The organism is Glaciihabitans arcticus, assembly GCF_004310685.1.
Lineage (GTDB): Bacteria > Actinomycetota > Actinomycetes > Actinomycetales > Microbacteriaceae > Conyzicola > Conyzicola arctica.
Map to the genome: position 1 here is coordinate 1,504,163 of NZ_SISG01000001.1, position 18,471 is coordinate 1,522,633.

Sequence of the window (18,471 nt, forward strand, 5' to 3'; positions counted from 1 at the left end):
CAGCATAGGCGGGCTACCGCTTGTCGCCCCCACCCAGCAGACTGGGGCACATGCCTGAGTCCTCAGAAGCCCGCGTTGCCGTCTACATCGACTTCGACAACATCGTCATCTCGCGGTACGCGCAGGTGCACCCCAAGAACCAGCGGGAGAACCTGAGCCGCATCGATGCGATCAAGCTCAATGATGACGCCGAGCTTGGGAAGCGACTCGAGTCGGCCACCGTCGACATCGGCGCGATTCTCGACTTCGCGACATCCTTCGGCAGTGTCGTCATCAGCCGCGCCTACGCTGACTGGTCGGCCGTCGTGAACGCGCGCTACCGCCAGCAGCTCATCAACCGTGCTGTGGATCTGGTGCAGCTGTTCCCGACCAGCGGGCAGAAGAATGGCGCGGACATCCGGCTCGCCATCGACGCCGTCGAGGACCTGTTCCGACTCCCGGACATCACGCACGTTGTGATCGTCGCGGGCGACTCCGACTACATCGCGCTCGCCCAGCGCAGTAAACGACTCGGACGACGCGTCATCGGAATCGGTGTCGCCGGGTCAACGAGCGAATCTCTGGCTGCGGCCTGCGACGAGTTCGCCGACTACGACACCCTCGTCGACGCGGAGGACGAGCCCGAAGAAGAGCCGAAGCCGATTCTCACGACGACCGAACCGGTTGCCAAAGAGCCTGCCGCCAAGAAGAAGGCCCCGCAGAACGCACCAGACCCGAAGCGCGCGGCCGGCCGCCTGTTGCGCAAGTCCGTGCAACTGCTGCAGGACAAAGAGGATGGCGACTGGGTGCTCAGCACCTCCGTCAAGAACCAGATGCTGCGCATCGACCCGACCTTCAGCGAGAAGGCGCTCGGCTTCAAGACCTTCACCGACTTCGTCAAGGACTACAACAGCATCGTTGAGCGAGACGACTCGACGAGCATCCGCAAGTTACGCCTGCGCGCTTAGGCGTCGCGCTACTCTTCCTCCATGGATCGACTCCGGGGGACGCTCACGTCGTGGAACGACGATCGGGGATTCGGCTTTGTGCGCCCAACCGCGGGCGGCAAGGATGTCTTCCTTCACATTTCCGCACTCAACCCCGGCTCGGCGCGACCTGAGATCGGCGATGAGCTCAGCTACCTCAGTGGAGTTTCCCCTGAAGGCAAACCGCGGGCTGAGCAGGCTTCTCTATCCCGAGCGCCGCGTCCGATCCACAAACCGCAGCGAGCGAGTGCGGCGGTCGCGTACCTCGCGATCCTGAGCTTTCTCGTTCTCTATTGGTTCGTGGGCACGCGATGGGACATTCTGATCTGGGTTCCGATCCTGTACCTCACGGCTAGCCTGTTGGCATTCACGTTCTATGGAAGAGACAAACGCGCGGCCACCAGGCGTACGCAACGCGACTCCGAAGTCTCACTATTAGCCCTCGGGTTGTTTGGAGGGTGGCCGGGAGCGATTGTCGCTCAACAGTTCTTCCGCCACAAGACGACCAAGCGTTCGTTCCAGTCAGCGTTCTGGGCGACGGTCGCCCTCAACGTCATCCTTTTCACACTGATCACGACGCCGGCCAGTGGCTGGCTGCTGCAGCAGATAGGAGATCAACCATGACCAAACACTGGACCCCTCTCGCCATCACCTGGCTCGGGCTCGCGATCGCCGGCCTCGTCGGCACCTGGATCTTCAACGGTCTCGCCATCGCCCAGGCCCGTGACTTCGTCGGCGATTGGGTGAACAGCGGACCGTCGGTGTCATCCCTCACGGTCGACCTGCTGGTGGTTGCGATCGCCGGCTGCATCCTGATCGTCGTCGAATCCAGACGACTCGGAATGAAACGTGCCTGGCTCTACATCGTGCTCTCAGGGGTCACGGCCTTCGCGTTTACATTCCCGCTGTTTCTCGCCATGCGCGAGCGCAAGCTGCAGGAGCGAAAGCTGCATCAGCGCGCGGAATAGCGCGAACTGGGGGTGCCCATCCCAACAGGTGGCGTTCAGGCGCCGGGTTACGATCGATCATGGCATCCAATGGCGCACGATCGCGAGGTTCTCTCGTGCGCTGGGACGACAACAAGGGTTACGGCTTCATCCTCCCCGCCAAGGGAAACGACCAGGTCTTCGTCCACATCAAGGCGTTCCCGACAGGCTCCCCTCGTCCACGCGTCGGCGACAAGTTGAGCTTCGTGCGTGAGGTCACCGACGATGGCAAGACCCGCGCTCGCACCGCAACCCTCGACTGGGATGGCACGGGCAAGCAGCCCGTCTCCATCAAGCTGATCGGCGGCGCGAGCATGCTGACCGTGGCCACGTTCCTCGCCGCCTACGTCGTTGTGAACTTCTACTGGCCCGTGCCGCTGTGGGTGGACATCCTCTACGTGGGTGCGAGCATCGTAGCGATCGTCGGCTACGCGATCGACAAGCGCGCGGCGGGCACCGGCGGATGGCGTGTGCCCGAGACATCCCTTCTGCTGGTCGGTCTGATCGGCGGCTGGCCGGGCGCGATCATCGCCCAGCAGTTCCTGCGCCACAAGACCAAGAAGGCGATCTTCCGCTCAGTTTTCTGGCTCACGGTGCTCGCAAACTCGATCACCTTCTTCGTGTTCTGCACGCCGGTGATCGCGGAGCTGTCGCGCGCGATCCAGTTGCTGCTGCCGCCGACCTAGCGAACAGCCAGCGCTAGAACCCGCCGAAGTCGCCCCCGAAGTCTCCACCACCGAAGTCGCCGCCGCCGAAGTCGCCGCCGCCGTCAGCGCTGGCGCTGTCGGCGCTTGCGTCAGAACCGGAGTCCGCGCCCGAATCTGCGCCGGAGTCAGCGGACGCGTCCGCGCCGCCATCCATCGGCATGAATGCGCTGACGAGGGCGGAGCCGATGACGAAGCCGGCGACGGTTCCAAGAATCGAGCTGCCGACCATCGAGCCGAAGCTTGGTCCGTTGAACGAGCGCTGCAGGGTTCCGGGCTGCTGCATCTCCGTGCGGGTCGCGCTGCGGGCAAGCGCCGCAGGGGTGTTGTTCTCGGGCTGGTCGCCGGGTGTGGCATCCGCCTTCAATTGATTGAAGAGGATGTCCCGCTGCTCGGGCGTCAGCTTCGCAAAGGCTTCGGTGTGCACCTGTTCGATGGTCTCGGGAGGTGCGGTGCGGAGGAGGTACTGGTACCGCTCGACGGCGATCTCGTCGTCGGTGCGGCGGGGCGAAGCCTGGCGCTGCTGGGGCTCGGGCTCATTGCCGAGAAGGCGGTCGAAGAATCCCATGGGTGTGCTCCTTGGTCGGGGAACAACATCATGGCAGTCGACACTTGCCAGCGGCTGGGGGTTTGCTGCCCTTAGGCTGGCGGGATCATGGGGGCGATGAACGAGCTGATCAACGAACGTGCGGTGCGACGCATGGCCGACGGGCTGGCGGGCTCGTATCCGTCGGTGCTCGCTGCCATTTCGTCGCTCGATCCGCTGAGCCTGCGCGAGCGCGCCGATCTCATCTCGGCGGCACTTCTCGAGGACCTCCCCTCCTCCTATGCAGACATCGCCGCGGTGTTTCGCACAGCCCTCGCCGACCCGTCATTCCGCGGCTGGATCATCTGGCCCGTCGGCGAGACCGTCACCACGGCCGCCCTGCGCGATGGATCCACCGAAGCGTTCGACGACGCGCTTGCGCTCATGGCCGAGCTCACGTCGCGGCTTACGAGCGAGTTCCCTATCCGGCGGCTGCTGCAGGCGGATCCCGACCGTGCCATCCGGATTGTGAAGGAGTGGACGAACTCCCCCGACGAGCACGTGCGCAGGCTCGCGAGCGAGGGAACCCGCCACTACCTGCCCTGGGCCATCCGGGTGCCCGGGCTCCTCGCGCGGCCCGCCGCGACGATACCGATTCTCGACGGGCTCTATCGGGACGAGAGCGACTACGTGCGCCGCTCGGTCGCGAACCATCTGAATGACCTGGCCCGGGTGCATCCCGAACTTGTTGTCGACACGGCAACGAGGTGGACGCAGCAGCCCGACGCCCACACCGCGCAACTCGTGCGGCACGCGTTGCGATCCCTCGTGAAGAAGGGTTTTCCGCCGGCGCTGCAGCTGCTCGGCTATCACCCGGCCGAAGTCACCGTCTCAGCGCTGACTTTAGATACTCAGTCAGTCACACTGCCCGGCGCACTCGGCTTCTCCTTCACAGTGACCAACGACGGCCCGGATTCCGCAACCCTCGCTATCGACTACGCCGTGCACTACGTGAAGAGCAACGGCACGCTCGCGCCCAAGGTGTTCAAGCTGACGAGCGCCGTGCTGAAGCCCGGCGAGACGCAGACTTTCAGCAAGCGGCACGCGTTCCGGCAGATGACGACCCGCGTGCACTACGCCGGCGAGCATCGACTCGAGGTGCAGGTGAACGGCGTGCAGTTCGGCAGGGTCCCCTTCGACGTCGCACTCTAACCGGCAACTCCCTGACAAGGCACGACCTGTCTACTGCGGGGCCGATGGCGGGCGTACCGTCGAAACATCCCCGACGCCGTGGAGGTTTCTGTGCCCATCAGCCGTACGCTCGTGTCCGTTGCCGTGGTTCTCGCCACGGCTCTCGCCATGCCGATGGCGGCGAGCGCCGCCCCATCCGCTCCCCCACGCAAGCCGGCGAGCTACACGAATCCGCTCGACGTCACCCTTGCGAACGGCGCTCCGGCCGCGAACTGCGCGGACCCCGACGTTCTGCGCGGCCCGGGCAAAAAGCAGGTCACCTGGTACCTGTACTGCACCTCTGATGTGATCGATGAGAGCGAAGTGGATGGGTCGGGCGACCCCGTGTTCCACAACATCCCGATGTACACCTCCACCGATCTCATCGAATGGTCCTACGTCGGCGACGCCTTCCCGATCAAGCCCTCGTGGATCCCCGCGACCGGCGGCGTCTGGGCACCCGAGGTGGTGTTCCGCGATGGCACGTACTTCCTCTACTACGCCGCCCCCGAGACGAATGTCGGCGGCTCGACCATCGGCGTCGCCACCAGCTCCAGCCCGACCGGACCGTGGATCGACTCGGGCGCTCCGGTGCTGACGCCGACCAATGACCGCTGGCAATTCGACCCCGAGGTGCTGACTGCGAACGGCAAGACGTACCTGTACTTCGGTAGCTACTTCGGCGGACTGTTCGTGCGCGAGCTCACCGCCGACGGGCTCACCTCTCTCCCCGCGACCGAGACCCGCATCGCGGTCGACAATCGTTACGAGGGCACCGTCATCGTGAAGCACAAGGGCTGGTACTACTTCATGGGCTCGGCGACCAACTGCTGCGCCGGACCGCTCACCGGGTACTCGGTGTTCGCGGCACGCTCCCGTAGCCCTTTTGGTCCCTTTGTAGACCAGGATGGCGTTTCGCTGCTCGCCGGTCGCGTCGGCGGCACCCCGGTGCTCTCGCAGAACGGCAACCGCTGGGTCGGCCCCGGGCACAACACCGTGTTCACCGACTTCTCCGGCCAGGATTGGACGATCTACCACGCCGTCGACCAGAGGGATCCGTATGTCGAGGGACAGACCGGCTACACGAAGCGCCCGGTCCTGCTCGATCCGCTGGACTGGAAGAACGGCTGGCCGGTCGTACGCGGCAACAAGGGTCCGTCAGACGAGCGGGTGGCCGGGCCGGCGGCGCAGCCGGGCCAGCGCTCGGCGTACAAGCCGCGCTTCGCCAAGGACGTGCGGGTCGGACGCGCGTTCGCAGACCTTTCGGACACGTTCTCGCAACCCGAGCTCTCGGACCAGTGGTCGTGGGTGCGGCCGGATGCGGCATCCACTGTTCTCGCCAACGGCACGTTGAACTGGCAGACGCAGGCGGCCGACCTGCACCCGCCGGCCGAGCCGCTGACCTCAGTGCTGACCGAGCCGGCGCCGCGCGGCGACTACGTCGTGGAGACGAGTGTGCGCGTTACGACCCCGGCGGAGGGCTGCTGCCAGAATTACGTGCAGGGCGGCCTCGTGATCTACGGGGATGACGGCAACTACGTGAAGCTGTCGTCCGCCTCGATCTGGAACACGCGGCAGACCGAGTTCGGCAAGAACGTGTCGCCTGCGCCTGCGGGGTACCCCTCGTATGGGAACGCTGTGGTCGGGCCGGTCGGCGAGTGGACGTATCTGCGCATTGTGGCGCGGGATGACGTGTACACCGCCTATACGTCTCTCGACGGCCGCACCTGGCGGGGTGGAACGACCTGGACGCACGACCTCGGGGCCGGCCCACGCATCGGGCTGATCAGCCTCGGCGGCGCGGGCTTCGAGTCGCAGTTCGACTACGTGAAAGTGAGCCGCCTCAAGTAGGGCTACTCGTTGACTGAGCCGTGTTCTCGACCTATGCGCTCGTTCCGCGCGTTCACGAAGTCAAGCGTGAGCGCGCGGTACTTCTTGTATGACTCGATGTCGGGGATCAGGGCGGACGTTCTAAAGTCATCGAAGGGCGCAAAGAACTTGACGCTGGCGTAGTCGTCCTCCACCAGATCCTGCAAGTAAAAAAAGTCGACGTAGCTCTGGAAGTCCACAAACAAGTCAAAGAAGTCTGAATAGCGAGCGAGCACATCGGTCAGCGGACTGACGCCTCCTTGGTAATGCCGGCGAATTGCCTCAAGGGTGAGATCGAATCGATCCTCGATCTTCTTGTTCGTTCCACGCGCCTGGTTGATCGTGTGCTTGTTGCCGATCCTGTTCCTCGGGAAGATCATCATCCCGCCGATTGAGTAACCGCGTCGAGAGAATGCTTCCTGCTCCGCCTCCGGGATCTGGCCGATGACGTGTCGCATTCGACTGTGCTTCTTGAACGTTCGAATGATCGCATCGCTCGAGACTTTGAAGAGACCCAACTTGGAATCGTGTTTCAAATAACCAAGCGGGAACGTCTCGGTGAGAGTGAACATCGCGCCTCCGGGGAGAGCCTTGCTCCAAAGAATGCGATGGTACTTGCGGAGGGTGGGACTGAAACGATCCGGATCCTTACCGCCTCTGAGGTCGCTGCGGAGGTCGAAATCTGTGTCGACGATTTCTCGATGAGTCATGTGCAGACCATAGCGGGACACCCGGACATTGGTCATGACAAGTAGGGCTACATCGGACCTGAACATCGCGCATGTCCCCCGAAGTGGCCGTAGACGGACGGGTGAGTGCTGGTCACACTGGGTCATAACGCTACGGTCGGTGGCGTTATACCCGAAGGTTTGGCATGGCTGCCGGAGATTCAGCGACGTTTGAAGCAGAGCACCAGCGCCTGCTCGCGCAAGAACACGGCCGCCTTGCCGAGACCGCTCGCGAAATGCACCGCCGTTTCAGCGCCGCCGCGCACAGCGAGCGCCGCCTGTCGCATACCCTCGAGGCGCTCGAGTCACGCGGGTACACCGTGCTCGCCGACCGCCGCTGGCCCAAATCGCGCAAGGCGCAGGTCGACTTCATCGTCGCGGGCCCGGGTGGCGTGTTCATCGTCGACGCGAAGCAGTGGCGTGACGTGCACATCGCGGCGGGTCACGTGTACCGCGACCAGGATGACGTCACCGACGACTTTGCGCGCATCGCCGACCTCGCCGAGTCGACCCGCAGCATCCTCGCCGAATTCGGCCTGGCACCCGGCGAAGTGCACGCGTATGCGGTCTTCACCAACCAGCGAACCATGAAGCCGATCGACCTATACGGCGTGACTCTGATCTCCGAGCCGGACGTCATCACCAGCATCTCCCGCCGCGGCACCCGGCTCAGCCCCGCACAGGTCGAGATGATCATCGACGAGCTCGAGAAGCTCTTTCCGCTCTACGGCTCGCCCGCCGAGGCGGAGCTCGACGTCTCCGTGGTCGATCCGGTGCTGCCGGCGGATGTCGCGAGCATCACGCTCGCGAACACTCAACAGCTGCCACTCATCACCGTCGATGAGATCGAGGCCGCCCTTGTGGAGGGCGTGATGACGCTGCCCATCGAGGACTGGATGGCGTTCCTGCACCCGTCGCAGGCGAAGCTCGTGAACCGCAACTTTTCCGGCCCATCTCGCGTCAGGGGCGCGGCCGGCACCGGCAAGACGGTCGTCGGGCTGCACCGCGCCGCGCACCTCGCGCGCACGGGTGAGGGGACGGTGCTCGTGACGACATTCGTGAAGACACTCCCGAACGTCCTCTCCACGCTGCTGCAGCGCATGGCGCCGGATGTCGCGCACCGCGTGCAGTTTGCCGGCATCTACAGTTTCGCGCTCGACCTGCTCGCGCTGCGGGGCATCAAGCTGAACCTGGATCCCGACTCGGCCAGGCGTCATCTCAACACGATCGTGCGCGTCTTCGGCCTGCTCGAGATCGACCCCAATCGCGATTACTGGCACGAGGAGATCAACGCCGTAATCAAGGGTCGCGGCCTCAGCCGGTTCGAGGATTACGCGGCGCTATCCCGAGCCGGCCGCAGGCGCCGTCTCACGGTGGAGCAGCGCGCCAAGGTGTGGGACGTCTACGTCGCCTACACGCGCAAGCTCCAGGAACTCCGCATCTCTGACTACCCGGACGTCATCCTGCAGGCCGCGGCCTCGCTGAGGCGTCGTCCGCTCACCGGCTACAGCGCGGTCATCATCGATGAGGCGCAGGACCTGACCTGCATGATGATCCGGATGCTGCACTCTCTCGTCGGGGACAAAGCCGACGGCCTCAATCTCATCGGCGACGGCCAGCAGACCATCTACCCCGGCGGTTTCACGCTCGGCGAGGCGAACATCTCGATCGCCGGCCGGGGCGTGGTCATGACCACCAACTACCGCAACACCGCCGAGATCGTGGAGTTCGCCGCGTCCCTCGTGGCAGGCGACGAGTTCCAGGACATCGAGGGCGGCGCGGGCGCTCCAGACACGACGACCACGATCGCCCGACGCGGTGAGACGCCGACCATCTCGCACTTCGAGAACGTGCTCGCGCATGACGCGTCCCTGCTGGTGCACGTGCGCACAATCACGAAGGGCCACGTCAAGTACGGCGACATCGGCATCCTGGCCATGACGAACTGGCAGGTCGGAGCGATCATCAAGGCGCTGAAGGGCGACGGCATCCCGTCGATCGAGCTGAACGACTACGACGGACGCCCCACCAACGCCGTCAAGGTCGGCACCATCCACCGCGCCAAAGGCCTCGAGTTCAAACAGGTGCTGGTCGCTCGAACCCCCAGCAAGCTTCTGGATGCCTCGGCTCACGACACAGACGACTCCACCCGCGAGCGGCGCGACCTCGACCGGCGCGCGCTGTACGTGGCAATGACCCGGGCCCGGGATGGGCTGTGGGTTGGGGTGGCTTAGCCTGACCTCAAGACAGGTCCTTCGTAAATCAACGTTGATAGGAACACAATGGCTGTCGAAGAACAAGCGTGGAGCATTGCGCGGCTCATTCCGACCTCAGGGATCAATGGTGCCGAGGAGCAGGAACGACGAGGCACCTCGGCCCTGTTAGCGGTCATGTCTTCCGTCAAAGAATTCGGAAGAACTCTGACGTCGCCGCTTGGAGCGCCGACCGGCCACCTCGAAACCTATATCGAGGTCCCTTTTGATCTCGGCGATCGACGGCTGTTCCCCGATGGACTCATTCGAATCAAGCGCGGAGCGAAGACATGGACCGCTCTCGTGGAAGTGAAGACGGGTACCAACCTGCTCGCTACCGAACAACTTGAAAACTACCTCGATATAGCGCGAGAGCATGGTTTCGACGCACTTCTGACAATCTCTAATGAGATCCCAGCGTCGGTCGGCACCCACCCGACGGTGATCGACAAGCGGAAGCTGCGCAAGGTAGCCCTGTTCCATCTTTCATGGAGCGAGATATTGACTCATGCCGTGATGCAGAAGGAATTCAGAGGCGTCGCCGATCCCGATCAGGCTTGGATTCTTGGAGAGCTGATCCGCTACCTCGAGCATCCGCGATCAGGAGCTCTTTCATTCGACGACATGGGAGCTAACTGGGTACCGGTTCGCGAATCAGTCACCGCGGGAACGCTCCGTCAGAACGACAAGGGTGCGGCCGACGTAGCGGGCCGCTTCGACGCGCTCATCAGGTTTGCTTGTCTCAAATTGGGGCGCCAGCTTGGGGCCGAGGTCACTCCTGTCCTGACTCGTCAGGAGATCTCGGATCCCGCCGCAAGAACCTCCGCCTTGGTCGCCTCGCTTGTCGCGACGGGCAGCCTTCGCGCTTCAATTCGAATCCCGAACGCCGTGGGTCCACTCGAAATCGAAGCGAACCTTCGTTCCAATCGCATCACCTGCCATTTCGATCTCGACGCTCCCAACGAGGGAAAGCCGACCACGCGAGTGAATTGGGCCCTGCGCCAGTTGAAGGATGCTCCGGAGACGGTTCGGCTGGAAGCGTTCGTAGCCCGAGCGCGGGAGGGGAAAGCGGAACTACTGAGGGACGTTCGAGATACTCCTGCGAAACTCGTCGGCGATTCGGTCAAAGAAATCAAATACTTCCGAATCGCGCAGTCTCATCCGCTGGGTGCCAAGCGGGCCGCGGGTCGCGGGGCTTTCATCGACTCCATGCTCGACGCTGTTGACACCACGTACGCAGATATTGGACAGCGTTTGAAAGCGTGGACGGCCGCGCCTCCCAGACTCCGTTCCGTCGAAGAAGTCGAAATCGATCCCGAAATACCGGCGTCGCTCGTGTCGAACGCGTTGTCATCGCAGGACGGGGATTCGCCGGAACCAAAGGATGCGGACTAACTCTGCTTCTGGGTCACTACGACCTTCCCGCGTACGTGCCCCGTCTCGAGGTGCCGCGCAGCATCCGCGGTCTCCTCGAGTCGGTAGGTGAGGTCGACGTGGGACCGCACCGTCCCATCCGCGAGCCATCCGGCCAGGAGCACGTAGTCGTCGGGCGTCGCCGTCCAGTCCATGAGCACGGCGACCTTCTCGCGCACGAACGCTCCCGCGATCAGGGACCCGAACATGAACGTCGCCGGCCCTAGCAGCTTCCCGCCGCCGATCGCACCGACGGTGATGAAGGTTCCGCCGGGGACGAGTGCCCGCCTGAGCGCGCGCAGCGGCTGCGTCCCGACGGTGTCGAAGATCACGTCGAACCGCTCCCCCATCCGAGTGAAGTCCCGGGCGGTGTAGTCGATGACGTCATCCGCACCGAGGTCGCGCACCCAGTCCGCGTTGACGCCGCTGCAGACCGCGACGACTCGGGATGCGCCCAGCGCCCTCGCGATCTGCACCGCGAAGTGACCGACGCCGCCCGAGGCTCCGTTGACGAGCACGGTTTTTCCCGACAGCGAGCCGTACTGGCGCAGGCCGTAGAGCGCGGTGAGGGCGCCCATCGGGGAGGCCGCGGCATCCTCGTAGGACACTGAAGCCGGCTTGAGCACGAGATTCTTGTGGGATGTTGCGGCGAACTCCGCGCAGGCTCCCCGCCCGATGCCGCCGAAGACGGCATCGCCCGGCTTGAGGGTGGTGACGGCGGAACCGACGCTGATCACGTCGCCCGCGACATCCGCACCGATGATGTTCTTCTGCTTCGGGCGGCGCAGACCCTGGCCGCCCATGCGCGCGAGGTAGGGGTCGCCGCGGTAGAAGTGCCAGTCGTAGGGGTTGAGCGCGGCCGCACGCACGCGGATGAGCACCTGGTGGTCGGCAGGCTCGGGGGTGGGAACGTCATCCACTACCAGCACTTCGGGACCACCGTAGGTGTCGTAGGTTATTGCTTTCATGCGACCTCCCGGACTTACGCTGTATGTCTGGCACTCAGCGTAGACTTACGCCGTAAGTACGTCAAGGAGGATTCGATGGCCCGCTCCGCCCTCACCCGTGCGCGCGTGCTCTCCGCGGCCATCGGCCTCGCGGACGAGAGTGGCGTCGAGTCGCTGAGCATGCGGTCCCTCGGCGCGCGCCTCAGTGTCGAAGCCATGTCGCTGTACAACCACGTGTCGAACAAGGATGACGTTCTGAGCGGCATGACCGACCTCGTCTGGGCGCAGATCGACCTCGCGCCCGGGGTCGACGACTGGCGCACCGCGGTTCGCACCATCTGCGTCTCGCTGCACCACGCGTTTCTGCGGCACCCCTGGAGCTGCCGTCTGCACGGAACCACGGCCGGCGTCGCGCGGCTTCGGTACATCGACCGCAGCCTCATGCACCTCCGCGAAGGCGGCTTCAGCGCGGGGGTCGCGTACCACGCGCACCACCTGCTCGATGGGTACGTGCTCGGCTACACGCTGCAGGTCATCGACTACACCTCGGGCGACCAGGGCGCGAGCGATGCAATGCAGGAGCTCGTCGCGTCTGTCTCGTCCGAGATGCCGTACCTGATGGAGCACATCGAACAGCACGTGTCAGGAGTGCCCGACGAGCCCGGCTTTGAGATCGGGCTCGACCAGATCCTGGACGGGTTGGAGCGGCGGCTCTAGGCGCTACTGCTGCGCCCGCTCGAGCACGAGTTCGCGGACACGAGCGGCATCCGCCGTGCCCTTCATCGCCTTCATGACCGCACCGATGATTGCACCGGCGGCCTGCACCTTGCCGTCGCGGATCTTTTCGAGCACGTCGGGCTGCGCGGCCAGGGCCTCGTCGATGGCGGCGATGAGGGGGCCGTCATCCGAAATCACGACAAGGCCGCGGGCCTTCGTGACGTCGGCGGGGCTGCCCTCGCCGGCGACGACACCCTCGAGCACCTGGCGGGCCAGGCGGTCGGTGAGTTCACCGTTCTCGATCATGGCAACCAGCTCGCTGACATGCAGCGGCGAAACGAGGGATGATGCATCTGCGCCGGCAGCGTTCGCGAGGCGAGCGATCTCGCCCGTCCACCACTTGCGCGCCTGTGCGGCAGAGGCGCCGGCGGCCACCGTCTCCTCCACCTCGACGAGAAGTCCGGAGTTCAACACATCCTGAAACTCGAGGTCCGTGAAGCCCCACGATTCCTTTAGCCTCTTACGACGAAGGGCAGGAGCTTCCGGAAGCGCCGCCCGCAGCTCAGCGATCAGCTCGAGCGAAGGCTCGACGGGAAGGAGGTCAGGCTCGGGGAAGTAACGGTAGTCATCGGCATCGCTCTTGGGGCGTCCGGCTGAGGTCACACCCGTGTCCTCGTGCCAGTGGCGCGTCTCCTGGATGATCGTGCCGCCCTTTTCGAGGATCGCAGCCTGGCGCTGGATCTCGTAACGGATGGCGCGCTCGACGCTGCGCAGCGAGTTCACGTTCTTGGTCTCGGTGCGGGTGCCGAGCTTGCCGGATCCACGCGGGCTCAGGGAGATGTTCGCGTCACAGCGGAGGTTTCCGCGCTCCATCTTCGCCTCGGAGATACCCAACGAGACGACGATGTCGCGGATCGCTGAAACGTACGCCTTGGCGAGTTCCGGGGCGTCGGCCTCGGCACCGGTGATCATCTGGGTGACGATCTCCACGAGGGGAACACCCGCGCGGTTGTAGTCGACCAAGGAGTACTCGGCGCCCTGAATGCGTCCGGTCGCTCCACCCACGTGGGTCAGCTTGCCGGCGTCCTCCTCCATGTGCGCGCGCTCGATCTCGACGGTGAACTTCTTGCCGCTGGCGAGCTCGACCTCGACGCTGCCGTCGAACGCGATCGGCTCGTCGAACTGGCTGATCTGGTAGTTCTTCGCGAGGTCCGGGTAGAAGTAGTTCTTGCGGGCAAAGCGCGAGCTCGGCGCGATCTCGCAGCCGAGAGCGAGGCCCAGGCTGATCGAGTACTTGATGGCCTGCTCGTTGACCACCGGGAGGCTGCCGGGAAGACCCAGGTCCACCGGGGTGATCATCGTGTTCGGCTCGCCGTGTACGTTGCCCAGGGCGGCGGGGTTCGGCGCATCCGAGAACATCTTCGTCTGAGTGTTCAGCTCGACGTGTACCTCGAAGCCGAGCACCGGCTCAAAGAGTTCGATTGCCCTGTCGTAATCCATCAGTTCAGCTTTAGCCACCCGATGATTCTATCGGGGCGCTCTCCCGCGCCTTAACTCGGGAGGAGGGAGATGATTGCCTCCGCGAACTTCGCGGGAGCCTCGAGCGGCACGAAGTGGGCTGAGGTCTCCAGGATCTCGAGCCGGGCATCCGGAAACCACTCGTCGACCTTGTCGGCCCACTCGATCGGGAACAACGGGTCGCCCGCCGGCCACAGCATCACCGTCGGCGTCGCGACCGGGGTCTCGGGCGCGGGCGTGCGGTTCGAGTTGTACCACTGGATGCTCGCGGTGAAGGCTCCGGGCCGGGCGTAGCTCGCGACCAGGGCGTCGAACTCGGGGCCCTCGATCAAGGACGGATCGCTCGTCCACTGCCCCCAGATGAAGGCGAGGTAGTCGCGTACAGCCTGCGGGTTGCCGTCGATGAGCGTTGTCGCGAGGCCGGACCGGTGGAAGTGCTGGTACCAGAAGTGCTCCTGCATCCGCGGCTCGTTGCGCCGATCGCCGATGCCGGGGTACGCAGGCGTCACGACGAGGCCGAGCACGAGCTCCGGCGCGATGCGGGCGATCGTCTGCGCGACGCGAGAGCCGATGTCGTAGCCGGCGAACACCGCGGGGCCATCGAGCGCTGCGATGACGCGTTGCGCGTGGGCGGTCGCTGTCCCCTCCTCCACAGGCAGCGGCCCGTCGAAGGCTTCACCGAAGCCGCGCAGTTGCGGAACGATCGGGTTCACTCCATCCGGCAGCAGCGGGACGACGCGGCGAAAGTCATCCGTTGAACCCGGCCAGCCGTGCAGCAGTACAACGTCGGTCATGGGCGCGAGTTTACGGCCGTCTTGCCGGTTTCGACAGGCTGCACTTCCACAGGCTCCGTGACCGTCGCAAGAGCGGCCTCGGGCGTCGCCTTCTCGGACCGCACGAACGCGATGCCGGCGAGGATGAGCCCGCCTCCGAGCAGCTGCGGCAGGGTGAGGTTCTCCCCCAGAAGTATCCACGCGTAGAGCGCAGCCGCCACCACCTCGAGCAGTCCGAGGAATGACGCGAGACGCGAGCCGAGCATTTCGCTGGCCGTGATGCTTGCGGCATACGCGAAACCTGTGGCGATGATGCCGACGATGAGCAGCGGGACCCACCAGGGTGCGAGCATGCCGAGCATCGGGACATCCACCAAAGGAAGTTCGAACGGCACGATGCCGACGAGTCCGACCAGCCCGAGGGCGAGGCCGCCGATGACGAGGCCGGCGGCAGCGAGGGCGACCGGCGGCAGGCCGTCGCTCGGGCGAGCGGCGATCACGTAGTAGACGGCGCAACCGACGGTCGAGAGGGCGGCGAAGCCGAGGCCGAGCAGGTCGAGGGATCCTCCACCGCCTGGCGAGACGACCAGCACGAGGCCGATGAGTGCGACGACCGAGCCGATGAGCACAACAGCCTTGGGCATCTTGCGGGTCGTGACCCACGCGACGGCAACGAGCAGCAGCGGTGCCATGTACTCGATGAGGATGGCGGTGCCGACGGGAATGCGCTGCACGGCGGCGAAGTAGACGAGCTGGGTGGCGGCGACACCGATGAGCGCCATGCCCAGCACCCGCCAACGGCCGCGCCAGAGGGCGGCCCAGCGTCCGCGAATCAGCACCAGCGCGACCGGCAGCAGCACGAGCCCGCCGATGAGCGCGCGGAGGGTGACGGCGGCCGCCGGCGACCAGCCGGCCTCGAGCAGCGGCTTGATGAACGCGCCGGACATTCCGAAGGTCGCGGCAGCGAGCACTGCGATGATGAGACCGAGGGTTGTCGACTTCATGGCGTCCGCTTTCATAATGACTAAACTAGATGTTGCCCCTGACATTACGACCGCCGAGGATAAGGAGTCAAATTGCATTTTGCCCCTGACACCGAGATCACTCTCGAGTTCGTGGTGGCGCTGGCCGACACGAGTCCCGGCGCCTCCAAATCGGGCACCGACGAACTCGATTCGCCGGAGACCCTGACCGCGTTTCTCAAGACCTGGACCTATACCGGCCGCTTCGATCGGGATGAGGCCGAGCTCGCCGACGTCAAGAAGAACCGCGAGCTGTTCCGTCGGGTGTGGAGCCTGCCCGTGGATGACGCGGTCGCCGAGGTCAACGCGATGTTCAGCAAGGCCAAGGCCCTGCCGCAACTCATGAAGCACGACCACTTCGACTGGCACCTGCACGCGACGGACAACGACGCCCCGCTCGCTGAGCGCATGCGCGTCGAGGTCGCGATCGCGCTGGCCGACGTTATCCGCTCGGGCGCAATGGACCGGCTGCGCGTCTGTGACGCCTCCGACTGCGACGGTCTTGTGCTCGACCTGTCACGCAACGGCTCTAAGCGCTACTGCAACGTGCGCTGCGGCAACCGGATGAACCAGCTCGCCTTCCGCGAGAGGCAGGGTTCGCTGGTTGAGTAGGCGCTCCAGCGCCGTATCGAAACCCCAAGTGAGAATTCGATACGGCCGCGAGCGGCCTACTCAATCAACTAAAAGACGCGCGCGGCGGGTGCGCGATTTCCGTATCCCAACTGCAGTTGGGATACGGATTTGCGGTTACCGCTGGAGCAGCGCCGTATCGAAACTGCGCAGCAAGTTGAGTAGGCGCTCCAGCGCCGTATCGAAACTGCGCAGCAGGTTGAGTAGGCGCTCCAGCGCCGTATCGAAACCCCACGACAGATTTCGATACGGCCGCGGGCGGCCTAGTCAATCAGCGAGGTTCAGACAGCACCCTCGGTCGCCGCGAGCATCTCGCTGAGCGACAGCTCGGGAGCCTGGCTGATAAGAGTGTGCCCCCACTGGTCTTCGAGCAGTCGTTCGAGAGTGGCTCCGAGCTGGTAGAGCCGGGCATCCGCTCGCGCAGGCGCCATGATCTGGATGCCGACCGGCAGGCCGTCCTCGGGGGCGAGCCCGATCGGCAGGCCCATTCCGGGCACGCCGGCAAGGTTCGCCGGGATCGTCGTGACGTCGTTGAGGTACATCGCCATCGGGTCTTCGAGCTTCTCACCGAGCTTGAAAGCGGTGGTCGGCGCGGCCGGGCTGACGAGAACATCCACCTGGGCGAACGCGGCGTCGAAGTCGCGCTGGATGAGCGTGCGAACCTTCTGCGCGCTGCCGTAGTAAGCGTCGTAATACCCGGCGCTGAGCGCGTAGGTGCCGAGGATGATGCGGCGCTTCACCTCGGGGCCAAAACCGGCTTCGCGGGTGGCGGACATCACGTCTTCGACGGTTCCTCCCCCCACAGGGTTCACGCGCAGGCCGAATCTCACAGAATCGAATTTGGCGAGATTGCTCGACGCCTCAGCGGGAAGAATCAGGTAGTAGGCGGCAACCGCGTACTCGAAGTTGGGTGCACTCACTTCGACGATCTCGGCGCCCGCCTGCTCGAGCAGGGTCAGCGCTTCGTGGAAGCGCTGGGTCACGCCCGACTGGAAACCAGGACCGTCGAGTTCCTTGACGACGCCCACGCGGAGACCCTTGAGGCTCTCGGCCTTCTGGCCGGCGCGGGCGGCGTCGGCGAAGCTCGGCCAGACATCGGTAAGAGAGGTGGAGTCACGCGGGTCATGACCGCCGATGACGTCATGAAGCAGAGCTGCGTCGAGCACCGTACGCGTCACGGGGCCGACCTGGTCCAGCGAGCTGGCCAGGGCGATAGCGCCATAGCGGCTCACGCCGCCGTAGGTGGGCTTGACACCGACTGAACCGGTGACGGCGGCGGGCTGGCGGATGCTGCCACCCGTGTCCGAGCCGAGCGCGAGCGGAGCTTCGTAGGCGGCGACGGCAGCGGCGGAGCCACCTCCGGAGCCACCGGGGATCCGGTCCAGGTCCCACGGGTTGTGGGTCGGGCCGAAGGCCGAGTGCTCGGTGGACGAGCCCATCGCGAACTCGTCCATGTTGGTCTTGCCCAGCGGGATGAGGTGGGCAGCGCGGAGCTTCGCGACGACGGTCGCGTCGTACGGCGGAACCCAACCCTCGAGGATCTTCGAGCCGGCGGTCGACGGCATGTCGATCGTGCACAGCACATCCTTGATGGCGACGGGAACACCGGCGAGCGGTCCGAGCTTTTCGCCGGCAGCGCGGGCGGCGTCCACGAGGGCCGCAGTGTCGAGCGCCTGCGCGTTGATGTGCAGGAAGGCGTGCACGTCACCGTCGACGGCAGCGATGCGGTCGAGGTGCGCGCGGGTCACCTCAACAGACGAGACGTCACCGCTGGTGAGCTTGTCCGCGAGATCCGCGGCGGAGAGACGGGTGAGATCAGTCATTACTGCTCCTCCCCCAGGATCGCCGACACCTTGAAGCGTGTGCCGTCGTGCTCCGGGGCGCCCGCGAGGGCCTGTTCGGTCGTGAGGGTCGGGCCCGGGACATCCGCTCGGAAGACATTCGTGAGCGGGATGGGGTGGCTCGTTGCGGGAACGTCCGCGGTGGCGACCTCGCTCACCGTGGCGACGGCGTCGACGATCGCACCGAGTTCGCCCGTAAGCTTCTCGATCTCTTCGGGCGTGAGCGCGATGCGGGCGAGATTCGCCAGGTGCGCCACGACGTCGGTCGTGATTTCAGACATGGATGCTCCGAGAAGGTTGAGGGGACTACGCAATTCTATGGCCTGCAGAAATACGTCAAACCGTGATCC

At 64.9% G+C, this 18,471-nt stretch carries 18 protein-coding genes; 10 read left to right on the top strand and 8 right to left on the bottom strand.

Translation table 11 applies throughout. The annotated features are described in order from the left end of the window. The first annotated feature begins 50 nt into the window (after positions 1–50). The 4 genes from EYE40_RS07275 (at position 51) to EYE40_RS07290 (ending at position 2,637) form a co-directional block, all read left to right on the top strand. Positions 51–947, top strand: a complete 897-nt coding sequence (locus tag EYE40_RS07275) for an NYN domain-containing protein (protein WP_130981325.1) — start codon at positions 51–53, stop codon at positions 945–947. Between the two features lie 21 nt (positions 948–968). Continuing rightward, complete coding sequence (locus tag EYE40_RS07280; RefSeq protein WP_130981326.1) at positions 969–1,589, top strand: DUF1294 domain-containing protein; 621 nt, start codon at positions 969–971, stop codon at positions 1,587–1,589. Beyond that, positions 1,586–1,933, top strand: a complete 348-nt coding sequence (locus tag EYE40_RS07285) for a DUF2834 domain-containing protein (protein WP_130981327.1) — start codon at positions 1,586–1,588, stop codon at positions 1,931–1,933. Before EYE40_RS07280 ends, EYE40_RS07285 begins: the two co-directional genes overlap by 4 nt. A gap of 95 nt (positions 1,934–2,028) precedes the next feature. Further along, positions 2,029–2,637 (top strand): DUF1294 domain-containing protein, encoded by a 609-nt coding sequence (locus EYE40_RS07290; protein WP_161972361.1) that lies wholly within the window; start codon positions 2,029–2,031, stop codon positions 2,635–2,637. Positions 2,638–2,650: 13 nt separating this feature from the next. Here EYE40_RS07290 and EYE40_RS07295 read toward each other — a convergent pair whose 3' ends face one another. Further along, a complete protein-coding gene (locus tag EYE40_RS07295) occupies positions 2,651–3,223 on the bottom strand; it encodes a hypothetical protein (RefSeq protein WP_130981329.1) in 573 nt (190 codons plus the stop codon). 96 nt (positions 3,224–3,319) lie between these two features. Between EYE40_RS07295 and EYE40_RS07300 the strand changes: the two genes are divergently transcribed. Then, positions 3,320–4,393, top strand: coding sequence for a DNA alkylation repair protein (locus EYE40_RS07300; protein WP_240034749.1), 1,074 nt, complete (start codon positions 3,320–3,322; stop codon positions 4,391–4,393). Positions 4,394–4,483: 90 nt separating this feature from the next. Beyond that, a complete protein-coding gene (locus EYE40_RS07305) occupies positions 4,484–6,262 on the top strand; it encodes a family 43 glycosylhydrolase (RefSeq protein ID WP_130981331.1) in 1,779 nt (592 codons plus the stop codon). A 2-nt stretch (positions 6,263–6,264) separates the two neighbouring features. Here EYE40_RS07305 and EYE40_RS07310 read toward each other — a convergent pair whose 3' ends face one another. Further along, complete coding sequence (locus tag EYE40_RS07310) at positions 6,265–7,026, bottom strand: DUF6994 family protein (RefSeq protein WP_240034750.1); 762 nt, start codon at positions 7,024–7,026, stop codon at positions 6,265–6,267. A 128-nt stretch (positions 7,027–7,154) separates the two neighbouring features. Here EYE40_RS07310 and EYE40_RS07315 point away from each other — a divergent pair, with 128 nt between their 5' ends. After that, positions 7,155–9,242 (top strand): nuclease-related domain-containing DEAD/DEAH box helicase, encoded by a 2,088-nt coding sequence (locus EYE40_RS07315; RefSeq protein ID WP_130981332.1) that lies wholly within the window; start codon positions 7,155–7,157, stop codon positions 9,240–9,242. A 48-nt stretch (positions 9,243–9,290) separates the two neighbouring features. Beyond that, a complete protein-coding gene (locus EYE40_RS07320) occupies positions 9,291–10,655 on the top strand; it encodes a hypothetical protein (RefSeq protein WP_240034751.1) in 1,365 nt (454 codons plus the stop codon). Here the strand turns inward: EYE40_RS07320 and EYE40_RS07325 are convergent. Next, complete coding sequence (locus tag EYE40_RS07325) at positions 10,652–11,641, bottom strand: NAD(P)-dependent alcohol dehydrogenase (protein ID WP_130981333.1); 990 nt, start codon at positions 11,639–11,641, stop codon at positions 10,652–10,654. The two genes, EYE40_RS07320 and EYE40_RS07325, sit on opposite strands and share 4 nt — an antisense overlap. A 75-nt stretch (positions 11,642–11,716) precedes the next feature. Here EYE40_RS07325 and EYE40_RS07330 point away from each other — a divergent pair, with 75 nt between their 5' ends. Beyond that, positions 11,717–12,337, top strand: a complete 621-nt coding sequence (locus EYE40_RS07330; RefSeq protein ID WP_130981334.1) for a TetR/AcrR family transcriptional regulator — start codon at positions 11,717–11,719, stop codon at positions 12,335–12,337. Between the two features lie 3 nt (positions 12,338–12,340). On the opposite strand, the gene gatB is transcribed toward EYE40_RS07330, so the two are convergent. Genes gatB through EYE40_RS07345 form a run of 3 tightly spaced genes read right to left on the bottom strand, consistent with a single transcriptional unit; the run spans position 12,341 to position 15,632 of the window. Next, positions 12,341–13,855, bottom strand: coding sequence for an Asp-tRNA(Asn)/Glu-tRNA(Gln) amidotransferase subunit GatB (gene gatB / locus EYE40_RS07335; RefSeq protein ID WP_130981335.1), 1,515 nt, complete (start codon positions 13,853–13,855; stop codon positions 12,341–12,343). 32 nt (positions 13,856–13,887) lie between these two features. Beyond that, positions 13,888–14,649, bottom strand: coding sequence for an alpha/beta fold hydrolase (locus EYE40_RS07340; protein WP_130981336.1), 762 nt, complete (start codon positions 14,647–14,649; stop codon positions 13,888–13,890). Further along, complete coding sequence (locus EYE40_RS07345; RefSeq protein WP_130981337.1) at positions 14,646–15,632, bottom strand: EamA family transporter; 987 nt, start codon at positions 15,630–15,632, stop codon at positions 14,646–14,648. Before EYE40_RS07345 ends, EYE40_RS07340 begins: the two co-directional genes overlap by 4 nt. Before the next feature lie 72 nt (positions 15,633–15,704). Between EYE40_RS07345 and EYE40_RS07350 the strand changes: the two genes are divergently transcribed. Continuing rightward, positions 15,705–16,262 carry a CGNR zinc finger domain-containing protein gene (locus tag EYE40_RS07350; protein WP_130981338.1) on the top strand — a complete coding sequence of 186 codons (558 nt, stop codon included), beginning with the start codon at positions 15,705–15,707 and terminating at the stop codon, positions 16,260–16,262. Between the two features lie 299 nt (positions 16,263–16,561). Here the strand turns inward: EYE40_RS07350 and gatA are convergent, their stop codons facing one another. After that, positions 16,562–18,103, bottom strand: a complete 1,542-nt coding sequence (gatA, locus tag EYE40_RS07355) for an Asp-tRNA(Asn)/Glu-tRNA(Gln) amidotransferase subunit GatA (RefSeq protein ID WP_130981339.1) — start codon at positions 18,101–18,103, stop codon at positions 16,562–16,564. Next, positions 18,103–18,402, bottom strand: coding sequence for an Asp-tRNA(Asn)/Glu-tRNA(Gln) amidotransferase subunit GatC (gene gatC, locus EYE40_RS07360; protein WP_130981340.1), 300 nt, complete (start codon positions 18,400–18,402; stop codon positions 18,103–18,105). Before gatC ends, gatA begins: the two co-directional genes overlap by 1 nt. Between the last annotated feature and the right edge of the window lie 69 nt (positions 18,403–18,471).